General features: G+C 68.5%; 14 protein-coding genes. 10 read left to right on the forward strand and 4 right to left on the reverse strand.

Features of this window, described 5'->3' with window-relative positions; genetic code table 11:
- Window positions 1–176: 176 nt before the first annotated feature.
- From EV643_RS00455 to EV643_RS00475, 5 genes are all read left to right on the forward strand, one after another.
- Window positions 177–926: a sugar phosphate isomerase/epimerase family protein gene (locus tag EV643_RS00455; RefSeq protein WP_133797919.1), complete on the forward strand. Its 750-nt coding sequence runs from the start codon at window positions 177–179 to the stop codon at window positions 924–926.
- The gene (locus EV643_RS00460; RefSeq protein WP_133797920.1) at window positions 923–2020 is read left to right on the forward strand and encodes a Gfo/Idh/MocA family protein; all 1098 of its coding nucleotides are present in this window, start codon (window positions 923–925) and stop codon (window positions 2018–2020) included. The genes EV643_RS00455 and EV643_RS00460 overlap by 4 nt, the downstream gene beginning before the upstream one ends.
- Before the next feature lie 132 nt (window positions 2021–2152).
- Window positions 2153–4624 (forward strand): glycoside hydrolase family 2 protein, encoded by a 2472-nt coding sequence (locus EV643_RS00465; protein ID WP_133797921.1) that lies wholly within the window; start codon window positions 2153–2155, stop codon window positions 4622–4624.
- Between the two features lie 143 nt (window positions 4625–4767).
- Window positions 4768–6309, forward strand: coding sequence for a cytochrome bc1 complex cytochrome b subunit (qcrB, locus tag EV643_RS00470; protein WP_133797922.1), 1542 nt, complete (start codon window positions 4768–4770; stop codon window positions 6307–6309).
- 52 nt (window positions 6310–6361) lie between these two features.
- Window positions 6362–7369 (forward strand): MerR family transcriptional regulator, encoded by a 1008-nt coding sequence (locus EV643_RS00475; protein ID WP_133797923.1) that lies wholly within the window; start codon window positions 6362–6364, stop codon window positions 7367–7369.
- Here EV643_RS00475 and EV643_RS00480 read toward each other — a convergent pair.
- Window positions 7287–7916 (reverse strand): TetR/AcrR family transcriptional regulator, encoded by a 630-nt coding sequence (locus EV643_RS00480; RefSeq protein ID WP_133797924.1) that lies wholly within the window; start codon window positions 7914–7916, stop codon window positions 7287–7289. The genes EV643_RS00475 and EV643_RS00480 overlap by 83 nt on opposite strands.
- 113 nt (window positions 7917–8029) lie before the next feature.
- Between EV643_RS00480 and EV643_RS00485 the strand changes: the two genes are divergently transcribed.
- The 5 genes from EV643_RS00485 (at window position 8030) to EV643_RS00505 (ending at window position 12390) form a co-directional block, all read left to right on the forward strand.
- Window positions 8030–8584, forward strand: coding sequence for a GNAT family N-acetyltransferase (locus tag EV643_RS00485; RefSeq protein WP_133797925.1), 555 nt, complete (start codon window positions 8030–8032; stop codon window positions 8582–8584).
- Between the two features lie 327 nt (window positions 8585–8911).
- Complete coding sequence (locus EV643_RS00490; protein WP_133797926.1) at window positions 8912–9244, forward strand: hypothetical protein; 333 nt, start codon at window positions 8912–8914, stop codon at window positions 9242–9244.
- 142 nt (window positions 9245–9386) lie between these two features.
- Window positions 9387–10709 carry an APC family permease gene (locus EV643_RS00495; RefSeq protein WP_255512924.1) on the forward strand — a complete coding sequence of 441 codons (1323 nt, stop codon included), beginning with the start codon at window positions 9387–9389 and terminating at the stop codon, window positions 10707–10709.
- Window positions 10706–11164: a hypothetical protein gene (locus tag EV643_RS00500; RefSeq protein WP_238165256.1), complete on the forward strand. Its 459-nt coding sequence runs from the start codon at window positions 10706–10708 to the stop codon at window positions 11162–11164. The genes EV643_RS00495 and EV643_RS00500 overlap by 4 nt, the downstream gene beginning before the upstream one ends.
- Complete coding sequence (locus EV643_RS00505) at window positions 11164–12390, forward strand: glutathionylspermidine synthase family protein (RefSeq protein ID WP_133797928.1); 1227 nt, start codon at window positions 11164–11166, stop codon at window positions 12388–12390. Before EV643_RS00500 ends, EV643_RS00505 begins: the two co-directional genes overlap by 1 nt.
- A gap of 1 nt (window position 12391) precedes the next feature.
- Here the strand turns inward: EV643_RS00505 and EV643_RS00510 are convergent, their stop codons facing one another.
- The 3 genes from EV643_RS00510 to EV643_RS46350 form a co-directional block, all read right to left on the reverse strand.
- The gene (locus tag EV643_RS00510) at window positions 12392–13852 is read right to left on the reverse strand and encodes an NAD-dependent succinate-semialdehyde dehydrogenase (protein ID WP_133797929.1); all 1461 of its coding nucleotides are present in this window, start codon (window positions 13850–13852) and stop codon (window positions 12392–12394) included.
- A 45-nt stretch (window positions 13853–13897) separates the two neighbouring features.
- Window positions 13898–14965 carry an MsnO8 family LLM class oxidoreductase gene (locus EV643_RS00515; RefSeq protein WP_133797930.1) on the reverse strand — a complete coding sequence of 356 codons (1068 nt, stop codon included), beginning with the start codon at window positions 14963–14965 and terminating at the stop codon, window positions 13898–13900.
- 192 nt (window positions 14966–15157) lie between these two features.
- On the reverse strand, window positions 15158–15280 hold the full coding sequence (locus EV643_RS46350) for a hypothetical protein (RefSeq protein ID WP_255512912.1): 123 nt from the start codon (window positions 15278–15280) through the stop codon (window positions 15158–15160).
- Window positions 15281–15329: the final 49 nt, after the last annotated feature.

Below are 15329 nucleotides of genomic sequence, written 5' to 3' on the forward strand. Positions count from 1 at the left end.
ACCGCTCTCCCTCACCCTACGCAACCGATTTGATCACAGCCCACCTGGTGAATCGGGTCTGGTCGGGGTGGGCGGAACTGGGATAGGCTCGGCGCGGTACTTAACCGGTTCGGTTAACCAAGTCACAGGGGCGTGCGCCAGGGCAGCGGGAGTGCGCCGGACGAGGAGAGAAAAACATGGTCGCAGTGGACAACCTGTCCCTCCAGCTCTACACGGTGCGGACCAAGCTGGAAGCGGACTTCGACGCCACGCTGGCCCGGATCGCGGAGATCGGCTACACCAAGGTGGAGCCGTTCGGCGTGGTCGGGATGGCGGACGCCCTGGCCGAGGCGCTGCCCAAGTACGGCCTGTCGGCGCCCAGTACGCACGCCGGCCTGCTCCGCGAGGAGAGCCTGAGCCCCACCTTCGAGGTGGCCAGGAAGCTCGGCATCGGCATCGTCATCGACCCGTACGTCGACCCGGCGCGCTGGCAGTCGGCGGACGACATCAAGGCGACGGCAGAGGCGCTGAACAAGGCCGCCGTGGAGGCAGCGGACCACGGCATCACGGTCGGCTACCACAACCACCACTTCGAGCTGGAGTCGGTGATCGACGGGGTGCACGGCCTGGAGATCCTGGCCGACAACCTGTCCGACGAGGTGATCCTCGAGGTGGACACGTACTGGGCCGCGGTCGGCGGCGCCGACGTACCAGCGCTGCTCGGCCGGCTTGGTGACCGGGTGAAGGCGCTGCACGTCAAGGACGGCGACGGCACCCTGGACAACAAGGCCCAGGTGGGCGTCGGCGACGGCACCATCGCGGTGCTCGACATCCTGGCCGCCTCGCCGGGCACGCTCCGGGTGGTCGAGCTGGACGACTTCAGCGGCGAGATCTTCGACGCCGTCGAGGGCAGCTTCCGCTACCTGGCCGGCCAGGAGATCGCATGACGGCCGTCGGCGTCGGCGTGATCGGCGCCGGGGTGATCTCGGACGCCTACATCAAGAGCATGCAGAGCTTCCCGGACCTGAAGGTCGTCGCGATCGGCGATCTGCGGCCGGAGGTCGCGAAGGACAAGGCCGGCCAGTTCGGGATCGAGACCCACGGCGGTCCCGACGTCGTCCTCGGCCATCCGGACGTGGAGATCGTGGTCAACCTGACCATCCCGATCGCCCACGTCGAGGTGGCGCTGGCCGCGATCGCCGCGGGCAAGCACGTGTGGAGCGAGAAGCCGTTCTCGCTCGACCAGGAGAGCGGGCTCAAGTTGCTGGCCACCGCGCAGGATGCGGGGCTGCGGCTGGGTTGCGCGCCGGACACGTTCCTCGGCCCGGGTCTGCAGACCGCCCGCCGGATCATCGAGAAGGGCGACATCGGTCAGCCGCTGACGGCATTGACGCTGATGCAGTCGCCCGGCCCGGAGTCCTGGCACCCGAACCCGGCGTTCCTGTTCCAGGAGGGCGCCGGCCCGCTGTTCGACATCGGCCCCTACTACCTGACCACGCTGGTGCAGACGTTCGGCCCGGTCGCGGCGGTCGCCGGGATCGGTTCGAAGTCGCGGGAGAAGCGCACGATCGGATCCGGTCCGCTGGCCGGGACCGACTTCGACGTGACCGTGCCGACGCATGTCAGCGCGATCATGAAGTTCGAGTCGGGTCAGTCGTCGCAGAGCATCTTCAGCTTCGACTCGCCCCTGCCGCGGGCCGGATTCGTCGAGATCACCGGCGCCGACGCGACACTCGCGCTGCCCGACCCGAACGGGTTCGACGGTGAGATCAAGATCCGCCGCCGTGGTGCCGACGATTGGGAGACCGTCGCCGAGACCAAGGCGATCGCCGAGCGCGGTACCGGCGTACTGGACATGGCTCGGGCGATCCGGGCCGACCAGCCGCACCGGGCCACCGGTGCGCTCGCGTTCCACGTCGTCGACGTGATGGCCTCCATCACCGACTCGATCGACAGCGGCGCATTCGTCGAGGTGACCAGCACGGTCGAGGTCCCGGCGATCCTGCCGGACGACTGGGACGTACAGGCGTCCACTCTCTGAAGCACCGAGCGACCTGGATCCCCGGCGGGCGTTCGCCGGGGATCCAGCTCGCGGTGCAGTGGGTACTTCGAGCGGGCGTTGTCCGCTCCCCTTTGTTGTCGGCCAACTGAGCCGGTTCGTGAAACGAGATCGATGAGCTCCCTGAACGCAGTTCCACTGACCACCGCAGGCGGCGCCTCCTGGACCGTTCGGGCGGTCGACGGCGCCGTGCCTGACCAGCACAGCGCCCTGCTCGCCGCACCGGTCGCCGCCAACGTTCCTGGCGAGGTGCACACAGACCTGCTCGCGGCCGGCCTCATCCCGGATCCGTTCGACGGGGACAACGAGGGCCGGCTGGCCTGGATCGGTGAGACCAGCTGGAGCTACCGGACCGTGTTCGACTGGGAGTCCGACGGTCACGCCGTCCAGGAGCTCGTCGCCGACGGCCTGGACACGGTCGCGACCGTCACGATGAACGGCACCGAGCTCGGCCGGACCGCGAACCAGCACCGCTCGTACCGGTTCGACGTCACCGGAGTCCTTGTTGCCGAGCGCAACGAACTGGTGATCGAGTTCGCCGGACCGGTGACCGCTGCCCGCTCGGAGGTCGAGCGGCACGGAGAGTGGCCACACACCAACCACCACCCGTACAACGCGCTCCGGAAGATGGCGAGCAACTTCGGCTGGGACTGGGGACCGGATGTCGCGACCGTCGGGATCTGGCGGCCGATCCGGATCGAGTCATGGACAGGCGTGCGGATCGAGTCGGTTCGCCCGCTGGCCGGGCTGGACCGCGACCGCGGCGTACTGGACACTCGCGTCGCCCTCGCGTGGGCGGACGGGTTCACCGAGGACGCGACGATCACCGTCGAGGTCGGCGGCACCACCACCGAGATGACCGTGCCGGCCGGGACCGCCGAGGCTGGCATCACCTCGACCATCGACTCGGTCGACCGCTGGTGGCCGCGCGGTCACGGCGAGCAGCCCTTGTACGACGTGGCTGTGGCGCTGCGGGCGGGAACGCAGTCCGACGAGTGGTCGGGGCGGGTCGGGTTCCGGACTGTGCGGATCGAGGTGGCGCCGGACCAGAGCGGCAGCCCGTTCGTCATCCTGGTCAACGACAAGCCGATCTACGTGCGCGGAGCGAACTGGATCCCCGACGACGCGTTCGTGACCCGGCTCGACCGGACGACGTACGAGCAGAGCATCCGGGACGCGGTGGACGCGCGGATGAACCTGCTCCGGGTCTGGGGCGGCGGCATCTACGAGAGCGACGACTTCTACGACTTGTGCTCTGAGCTCGGCATCTTGGTGTGGCAGGACTTCCTGTTCGCGTGCGCGGCGTACTCCGAGGACGCTTCGATGCGTGGCGAGGTGGAGGCTGAAGCGCGGCAGGCGGTGACGCGGCTGAGCCAACACGCCAGCTTGGCGGTGTGGAACGGCAACAACGAGAACATCTGGGGATACGTCGAGTGGGGCTGGCGGGTCCCGCTGGCCGGGCGGGCCTGGGGTCAGGGGTACTACTTCGACCTCCTCCCGGCGATAATGGCCGAACTGGACCCGCGGACGCCGTACTCGCCGGGCAGTCCGTACTCGTTCGACCAGTTCATCCACCCGAACGACGAGCGCAACGGCACCATGCACATCTGGGACGTGTGGAACCAGGTGGACTACACGACGTACGGCAAGTACAAGCCGCGGTTCGCCTCGGAGTTCGGGTTCCAGGGACCGCCGGCCTGGTCGACGCTGACGTCCGTCGTGCACGACGAGCCGCTGGATCCGTATGGCCAGCAGATGCTCGTGCACCAGAAGGCTCACGAGGGCAACCTCAAGCTGCAGCGCGGTCTCGGCGATCACCTGCCGCTGTGGAAGACCATCAATGATTGGCACTGGATCACGCAGCTGAACCAGGCGCGGGCTGTTGCCTATGGCATCGAACACTTCCGCAGTCTCTTCCCGTTGAACATGGGCGCGGTCGTCTGGCAGCTGAACGACAACTGGCCGGTGATCTCCTGGGCTGCCGTGGACGGTCACGGGATCCGCAAGCCATTGTGGTTCGCCTTGCAGCGCGTGTACGCCGATCGGCTGCTGACCGTGCAATCGCGGGAGGACGGGCCAGTGGTTGCCGCCCACAACGATACGGACTCGGTGTGGTCGACTTCGGTGACTGTTTCCCGGCGTAGTACTGAGGCCGGAGGTGAGGTGCTGGCGCAGGAGACGTTCGCGTTGGAGGTCGAACCGCGGTCGGCGGTGTTGAACTCGTTGCCGGCGTCGGTGGCGGCGTCCTCTGACCCGGCCGCGGAGTACGTCGAGGTCCGCGCGGACGACGGTTCGTCGACGTACTGGTACTTCGTCGAAGACACCTCGCTGCGGCTCCTCCGTGATGCATATACCGCGTTGGTCTCTGTTAGTGACGATGGGTACGACGTGACCGTGACGGCCTCGGCGCTGGCGAAGGACCTCGCGCTGTTCCCGGATCGGCTGGACCCGGCGGCGCGGGTGGACAGCTGCCTGATCACCTTGTCCGCGGGCGAGTCGCACACCTTCCGCGTGACGGCGGCGAGCACGCCGGACGGGCCCCTCGGCGTACCGGTGTTGCGATCGGTCAACGACTTGGTCGGCTGAGCCCGCTCGTTCCCTCACCCAACGTGAGCAGCTCGGCTTGGTTGTGATCCCACTCACGGGACGTCACATATCGAGCTGCTCCGGGGTCGTACTGGTGACCGCACTTCGCGGTCGTCGTGGACACGGTGAGGGAGGGCTGATCGATGCGCGGCCCCTGGAGCAAACTTCGCGGGAGGGTGTTTCCCGACCACTGGTCGTTGCTGTTCGGCCAGATCGCTTTCTACAGCTTCGTGGTGGTGGTGCTCAGCGGCGTGTTCCTGACGGTCTTCTATGACCCGTCGACCGAGCAGGTCGTCTATGACGGCCCGTACGCACCGCTTCGTGGCGCCCCGATGTCGCGGGCACTGGACTCGACGCTGGGGATCACGTTCGAGGTACCGGGCGGCCTGCTGATGCGCCAGGTCCATCACTGGGGCACGCTGATCATGGTGGCGGCGATCCTGCTGCACCTACTGCGGCTGTTCTTCACCGGCGCGTTCCGTCGGCCACGGCGGCTGAGCTGGCTGGTCGTCTTCGGGCTGCTTCTGGTCACACTGGCCGCAGCCCTCACCGGAACCTCGCTTGCGGACGACATGGCGTCAGGCACCAGCCTCGCCGTGCTCGACGGCGTCCTGCAGGCGACTCCAGTCGTCGGTACTGCTCTTTCCGCCCTCCTGTTCGGAGGGGATTTCCCCGGTGACGTGATCTCGCGGTTCTACCCGTTGCACGTGATAGTTCTGCCCGCCGTACTCGTTCTGCTCTTCGTGGCCGGCGCCGTCCTCGCGCTCAAGCACAAACCCGCCCAGCACGCCGGGCCCGGGCGTACGGACGACAACGTGGTGGGCCGTCCGGTGGCTGTGGCAGCGGTCAAGAGCGTTGGCCTGTTCTGCTTCGTGGCCGGCCTCGAGTTGGTGATGGCCGCCACGGCGACGATCAACCCGGTATGGATGTACGGCCCGGCCGATCCGGCGAACACCTCGGCCGGCGTCGGCCCAGCGTGGTACCTCGCATTCCTGGACGGTGCCCTTCGGCTCGCACCAGGATGGGAAGTCGTTTGGTGGGGCAAGACAATGACCCTGGCCGTCCTGATACCGGTCGCGGTCTGCACGCTGTACCTCGTGCTGGTCGCCGTCTACCCGTTCATCGAGAGCTGGGTCACCGGTGACTCCTCCGATCACCACCTGCTCGAAAGGCCTCGCAACAACCCGACCCGAACCGGCATCGGTGTCGCAGGCGTCCTCTTCTACGGCGTGCTGTGGGCCGCGGCGGGCGCCGACACCATGGCCATACAGTTCGGCCTCTCGGTCAATTCGCTGCTGCGGGTGTTCCAGGTGCTCTTGATCGCGGGTCCGCCTGTCGCATTCGTCCTCACCCGGCAGATCTGCATTGCGCTGCAGGGACGGGACCAGGAGATCATCGAGCACGGGATCGAGACTGGGCAGATCATCCGGCAAGCGGACGGCGGCTACGTCGAGCTGCACCGTCCAGTCGACGCCAGCCGGCGCCGGCGCCTCACCCGCTTCGCACAAGTGCCACTCGCGCAGGTCCCCGACAGCAGCGACTGGCGAGTCTCGTCGGTGGGAAGGCTGCGCATACACCTGTCGAGATACTTCGACGAGGGCCACCTCACTCACCTGACCGACAAGCAGGTCACGCGGAACGCCGTCGGCTCACCGTCTAACGACGTGGATCGCCAGACCTCGTGAGAGCTGGGGTGGGTTGGCGACCGAGGTTGTGTCTCCACCAGCTGGAGACGGCATGGTGGACGTCATGACCTACTCGATCGGGGAACTGGCCGAGCTCACCGGCCTGTCCGTGAAGACGATCCGCTTCTACTCGGACCGAGGCGTCGTACCGCCCACTGACCGCACACCCCGCGGCTACCGCCGGTACGACGCCTCGGCACTCGCCCGACTCGAACTGGTCCGGACCCTGCGCGATCTAGGCCTCGACCTGACCACGATCCAGCACGTCCTGGCATCGGGGATCTCACTGCCCGACGTACTGGTCACCCACGCCTCTGCCCTCGACACCCAACTCCGCGTACTACGCACGCGCCGCGCGGTCGTCCGTGCCGCGATCGCCCGCAGCGCAGCGGACAACCGCGAGACGCCAGCCGACCGCGGCCCAGCGCACCTCGAATCGCTACACCGCCTGGCCCGCCTCTCCGACTCCGAACGCCAGTCCCTGATCAACAACTTCCTCACCGCCGTCTTCAACGAGCCACCGCCGACCGACCGCAGCGACCTCTCCCCCGCCGACCGCAGTGGCGAGGGCGGTGAGCGGGCCGCCAACGGCGGCGGCACGAGCGGGGTGCCGCCTACTTTGGCGGCCGTCCGCCGGACGATGAACCCGGAGCTGCCGGACGACCCGACCTCCGAGCAGCTGGACGCCTGGCTGGAGCTGGCGACGCTCAGCCAGGACCCAGAGTTCCGCGACCTCCTCCGCCAGCTCGCCCTCACCCAGGTCGCCACCCAACCGGGCCAGGCACCACCACGACCAGACCCGATCGCCATCCTCCGCGACCAACTGGCACCAGCCCTCGCCGCCGGCCTCGACCCAACCTCCGACGAAGCCGCCCACCTCATCCAAACCCTCAACCACCAAGCCGCCGCCCCGGATGCCCATCTCGAGCGGGCGGCCGATCCCCGCCGCGACCGCTACTTCGAACTGCTGGCGGTGATCAACGGCTGGCCCCGGCCCTCGGCTTCTGGACCCGCGGTGCGATGGTTCCTGGCCGCCCGTCAGGCGGCCGCAACGCGCTGAGGTGCGCATCGAGCAGGTGCAACAGACGCTTCCGCCCGAAGGTCCGCGGATCGAACAGCGCCTGGACGACCAGTCCGTGAGTGAAGGCAGCCAGACCAGCGACCAGATCGCTCGGGTCCCCCGTCGGCAGATCCCCGGTCGTCTGCGCCTCGATCACCAACGGCCGCAGGCGAGCACGCCACCGGCGGTACCGAGCTTGTTCGAGCGCACCCAGCTCCGGTTCGGCAAGTGCGACGTCCCACGAGCTGACCCAAACCCGGTTGATCTCGATCGCCTCCGGGCTGACCGGCAGCGCGGCCGCCAGCGCTGTCCGAAGATCGGCCACCTCAGGGATGAGCGCGCGGGTACGCTCCTCAGCCACCTCCAGCGCGTGAACGATCAACGCGTGCTTCGACGGGAAGTAGTGCATCACCAGCCCGGTGGACACCCCCATCTCGGCCGCGACCGCCCGCAACGTGAGGCCGCTGAACCCATCAGCCGCCAATACCTTCCAGACCGCGGCCGAGACATCGCGCCGCCTGGCTTCATGATCCGTCTTCGCAGGCATGGGTCTATAGTACGTACCGAACGTTCGTTATGTACTTTTTCCGTGTATTTGTTGCCACCTGCGTACTCGCTGCCCGTGTAGTCGCTGCGTGCGTTTGTCAGGGAGGGACGTTGATGTTCGCCACCAAGATCACCGATCGAGCCGAGCTGAGGCCGCTGGAGCCGTGGCAGGCGGCCGAGTTCCTCGCGCATGTGGACAAGGCGCGAGCCAACATCGAGCCGTACATCCCCTGGGCCGAGCTGATCACCGACGAGGAGCAGGCGCGGAACTTCCTCCAGCGGTACGCCCAGCGCCAGACCAACGACGAGGGTCGCATCTACGGCATCTGGCTGGACGGCGAACTGGTCGGCGGCCTGCTGTTCCGCACCTTCGAGGTGAGGTGGGGCAGCTGCGAGATCGGCGTCTGGCTCGCCGCACACGCCGAAGGCCACGGCCTGATCACCCGCTCGGCACAACACCTGATCGACTGGGCCCTGGGCACCCGAGGCCTGACCCGCGTCGAATGGCGTTGCGTCCCCACCAACACCCGCAGCATCGCCATCGCCCAACGCCTCGGCGTGACACTCGAAGGCACGCTACGGCAGACCTTCCCGTACCACGGCGAAATCCACGACCTCCAGGTCTGGTCCCTCCTCCACCCCGAATGGACGCAACGATCCTGGAAGTGAACGCGAAGGCCCGGGAGCGGCTCGACGGCTACCGGAGGGCGCCACGACTGCCGGCTCGGACCGGCCGATGGCGGGTCCGACGACCGATGGTTGGCCGTCACCGACTAGTGGTGCACTGACCCACTATCAGCGCCCTGACTGCGACGGTTCCGGGAGGACCTTGGGCACGGGCCAGTCGCATTTTCGCGCCGGGCGGGTCGCTAGTGGGTGCTCACCGTCGGGGCGCGCACGGTGGGCGCGCGACCTTGGGCACCAGCTGGTCATGTTTCGGGCCGGGCGACACCTGGCGGGTGCTCAAGGTCGGGGCCGCGTCGGCCGGGAGCGACCTTGGGCACCGGCCAGCCGGATCTCGCGCACGGCGGCGGCTGGTGGGTGCTCAAGGTCGAGGGGCCGGGACCCAGGAAGGGCTGGGGTGTCGAAGCGCCGGCGGCGACCTTGGGCACCGGCCAGTCGCATCTCGCGCACGGCGGCGGCTGGTGGGTGCTCAAGGTCGAGGGGCCGGAACCCAGGAAGGGCTGGGGTGTCGAAGCCCCCGGGGCGACCTTGGGCACCGGCCAGTCGCATCTCGCGCACGGCGGCGGCTGGTGGGTGCTCAAGGTCGGGGTGGCGGCCCCCCGGGGAAGGCCGGGAGAGCCGGGGCTTTGGCACGGGGGGTGGTGAGTGGGGGTGGAGCGGGGGTGGGTGGTTTGTGAGGTGGGGGTGAGTGGTTGGGGGCTGTGAGCCGGGGGTGGTGGGAGGGTGGGGGGACTAGCGAGGGAGGACGGGGTTGAGTACTACGGAGTCGCGGTCTCGGGGGCGGAGTTTGCGGCGGGATGCGCTGGGGGTCGGGACGTCTACTGCGATCGGGATGGCGTCTACGGCGCCGGCGTACTCGTTGGCGGTTTCGGTGGGGTTGCTGGCCGGGTACGTCGGGGCGGCGGCGCCGGTGGTGCTGGCGGTCAGCGCGGTGCCGGTGGTGTTGGTTGCGCTGTGCTTCAGGGAGCTGAACAGGGCTGAGCCGGACTGCGGGACGACGTTCCCGTGGACCGAGAAGGCGTTCGGGCTCGGGATCGGCCGGATGGTCGGCTGGACCACCGTGATGGCGTGCGTGCTGGTGATGAGCAACCTGGCCCAGGTCGCCGCGATCTACACGTACATCCTGTTCGGGCTGGACAGCGCGGCCGATTCCCGTCTCGCCCAGGCTGGGCTTGGCACCCTGTTCATCCTGGTGATGGCCCTGCTTGCGTATCGCGGTATCCGGATCGCCGCGACCACCCAACTCATCCTCCTCACGATCGAGGTGGTCGCGCTTTCGTGGTTCGCGATCAGCGCGTTCCGCGAGGCCGGGTCGCTGAGCATCCCGGCGTTCTCGTCGACCGGCGACGGCGCGTGGGCCGCCGGCGTACTGGTCGCGGTGTTCCTGTACTGGGGCTGGGATTCGTCGTTCAGCGTCAACGAGGAGTCCCGCGATCCGCGCCGCACCCCCGCGATCGCCGCCCTCATCGCGAACGGCTTCCTGGTGACCCTGTACGTCGTGGTCGCGTGGGCCGCGGTCGCGTACGCCGGGGTCGACCCGCTCGCCGAGATCGCCGACGACGACTTCTTCGCCATCCTCAGCGGGGACCTCCTCGGCACGACCGGCGGGAAGCTGCTGATCGGCGCGGTGCTGGTTTCGGCCCTGGCGTCGACGCAGACCACGATCCTGCCGACGGCGCGGACGATGCTGTCGATGGCTCGGCGGGATGCGTTCCCCGGGCAGTTCGCGCGGATCTCGGCTCGCTACCAGACTCCGAGCGTGTCCACGTGGGTGTTCGCCGGCGCCAGTGTGCTGGTCTACGTGACCTTGGTGCTCACGTCGGACGCCGTACTGGCTGATTCCGTCGCGGCGGTGTCCGTGCTGGTGTCGCTGTACTACTTGGCCACGGCGCTCGCAGTACCGGTGTACTTCGCTGGGCAGCGCCGGGCACGGGTGGTGCAGCGGGTGGTGGTGCCGTTGCTGGCCGTGGCGTCGTTCGTGACGGTCCTGGTGCTGGCCGTCGCGGACGTGGGGACCGGGCCGCTGGTTGTGGTAGGTGTGACGATGGTGGTAGGCGCGGCGATCATGTTCTCCATGAAGCCGCCGGCCGAGGGGGAGGGCAGCCGATGACCGAGGACCAGTCGCCCGGACGCCGGACCGTACGCCGGGGGGCGCGGCGGATGCGGAGTGCGGGGATCACGCTTGGGTTGACCGCGCTCGTGGCCGCCTCGCTGACCGGGTGCTCCAGTGACGACGAGCAGCCCGACTACGCGGCGATCTGCGTCGACCCGCAGACCCAGACCCGGACCGGCGACGAGAACTGCAAGGACGAGCGCGAGTACCACGGCTCCGGCGCGGGGTTCTTCTGGTTCTACATGGCCACCCGGGGCGGCGGTTTCGTGCCCCCGATCGGCAGTCGCTACAACGCCGGCCAGGGCACGTACACCATCCCGCGCCAGCCCGTCCAAAGCGGCACCGGTTCGCCGACGATCCGGCGCGGCGGGCTCGACCCGGGCGGCGGCGACATCGGCACGATCACGCGAGGCGGATTCGGCAAGTCCGGCAAGGGGAGCTCTGGCGGCTGATGTGGCGGCACTCGATCAAGCCGCGCCCGCGCTGGCGGGACACGGTCGTCGAGCAGGGTCTGGTGTTCCCGATGACCGACATGCCGGACGGCACCGAGCGCCCGTACTGGAACGAGAGCGCCTGGTACGAGGTGACCATGGACGAGGTGCTGTACCTCGAAAGCGTCACCGAGGAGCTGTACGAGATGTGCAAGCACGCCGCTTCGGTGATGGCCGGCGGTGACCGGTTCTCCGACACCCAACTCGGTCTCGCACCCGGCACGCTGCCGCTGGTGCAGGAGTCGTTGAAGCGCGACGACCTGTCCGTCTACGCGCGGTTCGACCTGGCCTGGAGCGGTGCCGAGCCGAAGATGCTGGAGATCAACGGCGACACCCCGACCGGGCTGCTCGAGTCCGCGGTGATCCAGTGGAACTGGCTGGAGGACGTGTTCCCGGACGCGGACCAGTGGAACTCCGTCCACGACCGGCTGGTCAAGTGGTGGACCGAACACCTTGCCGCCGGCCACTTCCCGGGCAACGAGGCGCACTTCTTCAACTCGGGCGCCGAGACGTCGGGTGAGGAGGCGATGACGGTCGCCTACCTGCGGGACACGGCCGCGATGGCGGGACTGGCGACGTACGGGCATGAGATCGAGGATCTCGGCTGGGAGTCGACCCAGCGGGCGTTCGTGGACTGGGGTGGGCGGCCGGTCCGGACCGCGTTCAAGCTGTACCCGTGGGAGGACATGCTCGACGACGAGTTCGGCCGGTACGTGCTGGCCGGGGTCGAGCGCGAGCCGGTCCAGTGGATCGAGCCGATCTGGAAGACGATGCTGTCCACCAAGGCGATCCTGCCGGTGCTGTGGGAGCTGTACCCGGACCACCCGAACCTGCTGCCGGCGTACTTCGGCTCACCGGGCGACCTGCTCGAATGGGTGGCGAAACCCCTACACGGCCGGGAGGGCGGCAACATCCAGATCCACACCGTCGGCGGCGCGGACGACCACGTGCAGGACGGCCCGTACGACACCTCGACGATGGTCTACCAGGAGTGGCACCCGCTCCCGTCGTACGCCGGCAACCGCGCCGTCATCGGCAGCTGGATCGTCGACGGAGTCGCCGCCGGGATGATGGTCCGCGAGTCCGACGGCCCCATCACCGACTACTTCGCCCGCTTCGTCCCCCACGCCATCGGCACCTCCCCCCGCCCCGACCCGGAAACCATCCAAACCTGGCTGAACGAGTAGCTCAGTCGAGGTTGATGGCTACGTATTTGAGTTCTAGGTATTCGTCGATTCCTACGGTGCTGCCTTCGCGGCCCAGGCCGGATTGTTTGACGCCGCCGAAGGGGGCGGCGGGGTTGGAGACGATGCCCTGGTTGAGGCCGATCATGCCGGTTTCGAGGCGTTCGGCGACGCGGAGGGCGCGGGTGAGGTCGTTGGTGAACAGGTACGAGACCAGGCCGAACTCGGTGTCGTTGGCCATCGCGACCGCCTCGTCCTCGGTGTCGAAGGCGGTCAGTGGCGCGACCGGGCCGAAGATCTCCTCCTTCTGCAACCGGGCCGATTTCGGTACGCCGGCCAGCACCGTCGGCGGGTAGAAGTATCCGTTGCCCTCGGCAATCGTGGCGCCGGTGAGGACGCGGGCCCCCTGGGCGATGGCATCGTCGACGAGGTCCTTCACCTTGTCCCGCTGCTTGGCGTCGATCAGCGGGCCGACGTCGACACCGTCCTCGGTACCGCGGCCAACCTTCAGCGCGGCCATCCGTTCGGTCAGCTTGGCCGCGAACGTGTCCATCACCGACGAGTGCACGTAGATCCGGTTGGCCGCCGTACAGGCTTCACCACCGTTGCGCATCTTCGCCAGCATCGCGCCGTCGACCGCCTTGTCCAGATCGGCATCCTCGAAGACCAGGAGCGGCGCGTTGCCGCCGAGTTCCATGCTGGTCCGGAGCACCTGCTCGGCGGCCTGTTCGATCAGCTTCCGGCCCACCGGAGTCGAGCCGGTGAAGGAGAGTTTGCGGGCGCGCGGGTCGCGGATCAGCGGCTCCATCACGCCGCCGGAGTCGCTGGTGGTGATCACGTTGAGGACGCCGGCGGGCAGGCCGGCCTCGGTCATCAGTTCGGCCAGTTTCAGCATCGACAGTGGGGTCTGCGAGGCGGGCTTGATCACCATCGTGCAGCCCGCGGCGACGGCCGGGCCGATCTTGCGCGCGCCCATCGCGGCCGGGAAGTTCCACGGTGTGATCAGCAGGCACGGCCCGACCGGCTGCCGCATCACCAGGAACCGGCCCTTGCCGTTCGGCGCGACCTGGTAGCCGCCCTCGATCCGCACCGCCTCCTCGGCGAACCAGCGGAAGAACTCGGCCGCGTAGGCGATCTCGGCCTTCGACTCCGCGACCGGTTTGCCCATTTCCAACGTCATCAGCAGCGCGAGCTCGTCGGCCCGCTCCGTCATCAGCTCGAACGTGCGCCGCAGGATCTCCCCGCGCTCGCGTGGTGCGGTGGCGGCCCACTCGGCCTGGGCGGCGACGGCCGCGTCCAATGCGGCCAGCCCGTCGGCCGGACTGGCATCCGCGACCTCGCGCAGCGTCGTACCGGTTGACGGGTCCTCTACGGCAAGGGTCCTACCGCCCTCGGCCGGTTGCCACTTGCCTCCGATGAACAGTTCGGCCGGACAGGCCTGGACGACTTCCTGTTCGCGCGACATGAGCTACGCCTTTCCGTGGTGGGCAACATCCACGATAGGCACGGCTCAGGCAGTTGCGACAAAGTGTGGTGCGGGGCGTGTCACCGAGCGGATCGCCCGGGTCAACCCGGTCGCGACCGTCCGCAGGATCGAGGAGCGGACCAACCCGTCGTACGCCAGTGGCGCCAGCATGATCTCGTCCGCACCCGTCCGCGCGGCCAGTGACCCCAGCCCGGCCGCCACGGTCGCCCGCGAGCCGACCACATGGCCCGGATCGTCCACCAACCGCTCAGCCCGGCCCCGCTCACGACCGGTGAGTGGTGGTGCCAACAGTTCGAGCAGCTCGGCCGGGGTGGCGCGCACGGAGGCGGTGCCGAGCCGGTGCTTCACCCGCACGTACTCCGCAAGCCGGTCGAGCGCCTCTTCATCGGTGTCCGCGGCAACCACTCCCACCGACACCCCGAGGTACGGCTTCGCTATCGGCCCCGTCGGCGCGAAGTTGTCCTTGTACGCCGCTGCCGCCGCGACTGTGGTCTCGGAAGCCGTCAGGAAGATGGGCAGCCCCCGTACTGCGGCCAACTGCGCGGTAGCCGGCCGGTTCGCCAGGACGAAAACCGGTGGCGGCAGTCCGGCCAACGCGAGCCGCACGTCACCGACCGGCGTACGCCCGGGCAGTCCGTCATGCAGGTAGCGGCACAGCTCGTCCAGTCGTTGCGGGAAGCCCTCCCGGTTACCACTGCCCCAACCGAGTGCCGCTGCGGTGGACGGGTGCGACACCGCGCCCTCCGACACCCCGACATCGATCCTGCTCGGGTACGCCGCTGCGAGTGCCGCGAACTGCTCCGCGATCAGCAGCGGCTGGTGGTTCCCCAGGAGCACTCCACCCGAGCCCAGCCGGATCCGGTCGGTCCGGGCAGCCAGTACTGCGGCCAGGACGCCAGGCGCGGCACTGCCGAACCCCCGTACGCCGTGGTGCTCGGCGACCCAGAAGCGCCGGTAACCGAGGTCGTCGGCGGCCTGCGCGACCTCCATGGTCTCGCGCAGTGCGGCCGCGGCGGACTGGCCGGCGAGCTGCGGCACCATGTCGAGCACCGAGTGCGCTGAGACCGGCAGTCCGGGTGCGTGGCTGAACACACACCCACCGTGACATCCGTGGGCCCGTCGCACATGGGGTATTCGCCCCCATGTTCAGGCCGCTTCACCCGCGGAGAATGCGCCGGTCGGCCACCCGGAAAACGGGGGTGCGCGACTCTTGTCCGGCAACTGACGCGTCAGGCATCGTTCCCGGCATTCGTTCCCCACCGACCAGCGGGAGGCCGGCCACGACTACTTCGAGCAGCGGAGGCCGGTGACGGTCTTCGCGACCCCCTTGAACTCCTGCTGCCGCGGGGTGATCAACCCCCAGTCGTCATCCCGCGACAGCAGAACAAGCGTTTGCGGCAATCCCATAGAAGAAGCGCTGGTTTGCGCAAATATGGGGGCTTCGTACCCATGTCTG

This window comes from Kribbella caucasensis (genome assembly GCF_004361855.1).
Classification (GTDB): Bacteria; Actinomycetota; Actinomycetes; order Propionibacteriales; family Kribbellaceae; genus Kribbella; species Kribbella caucasensis.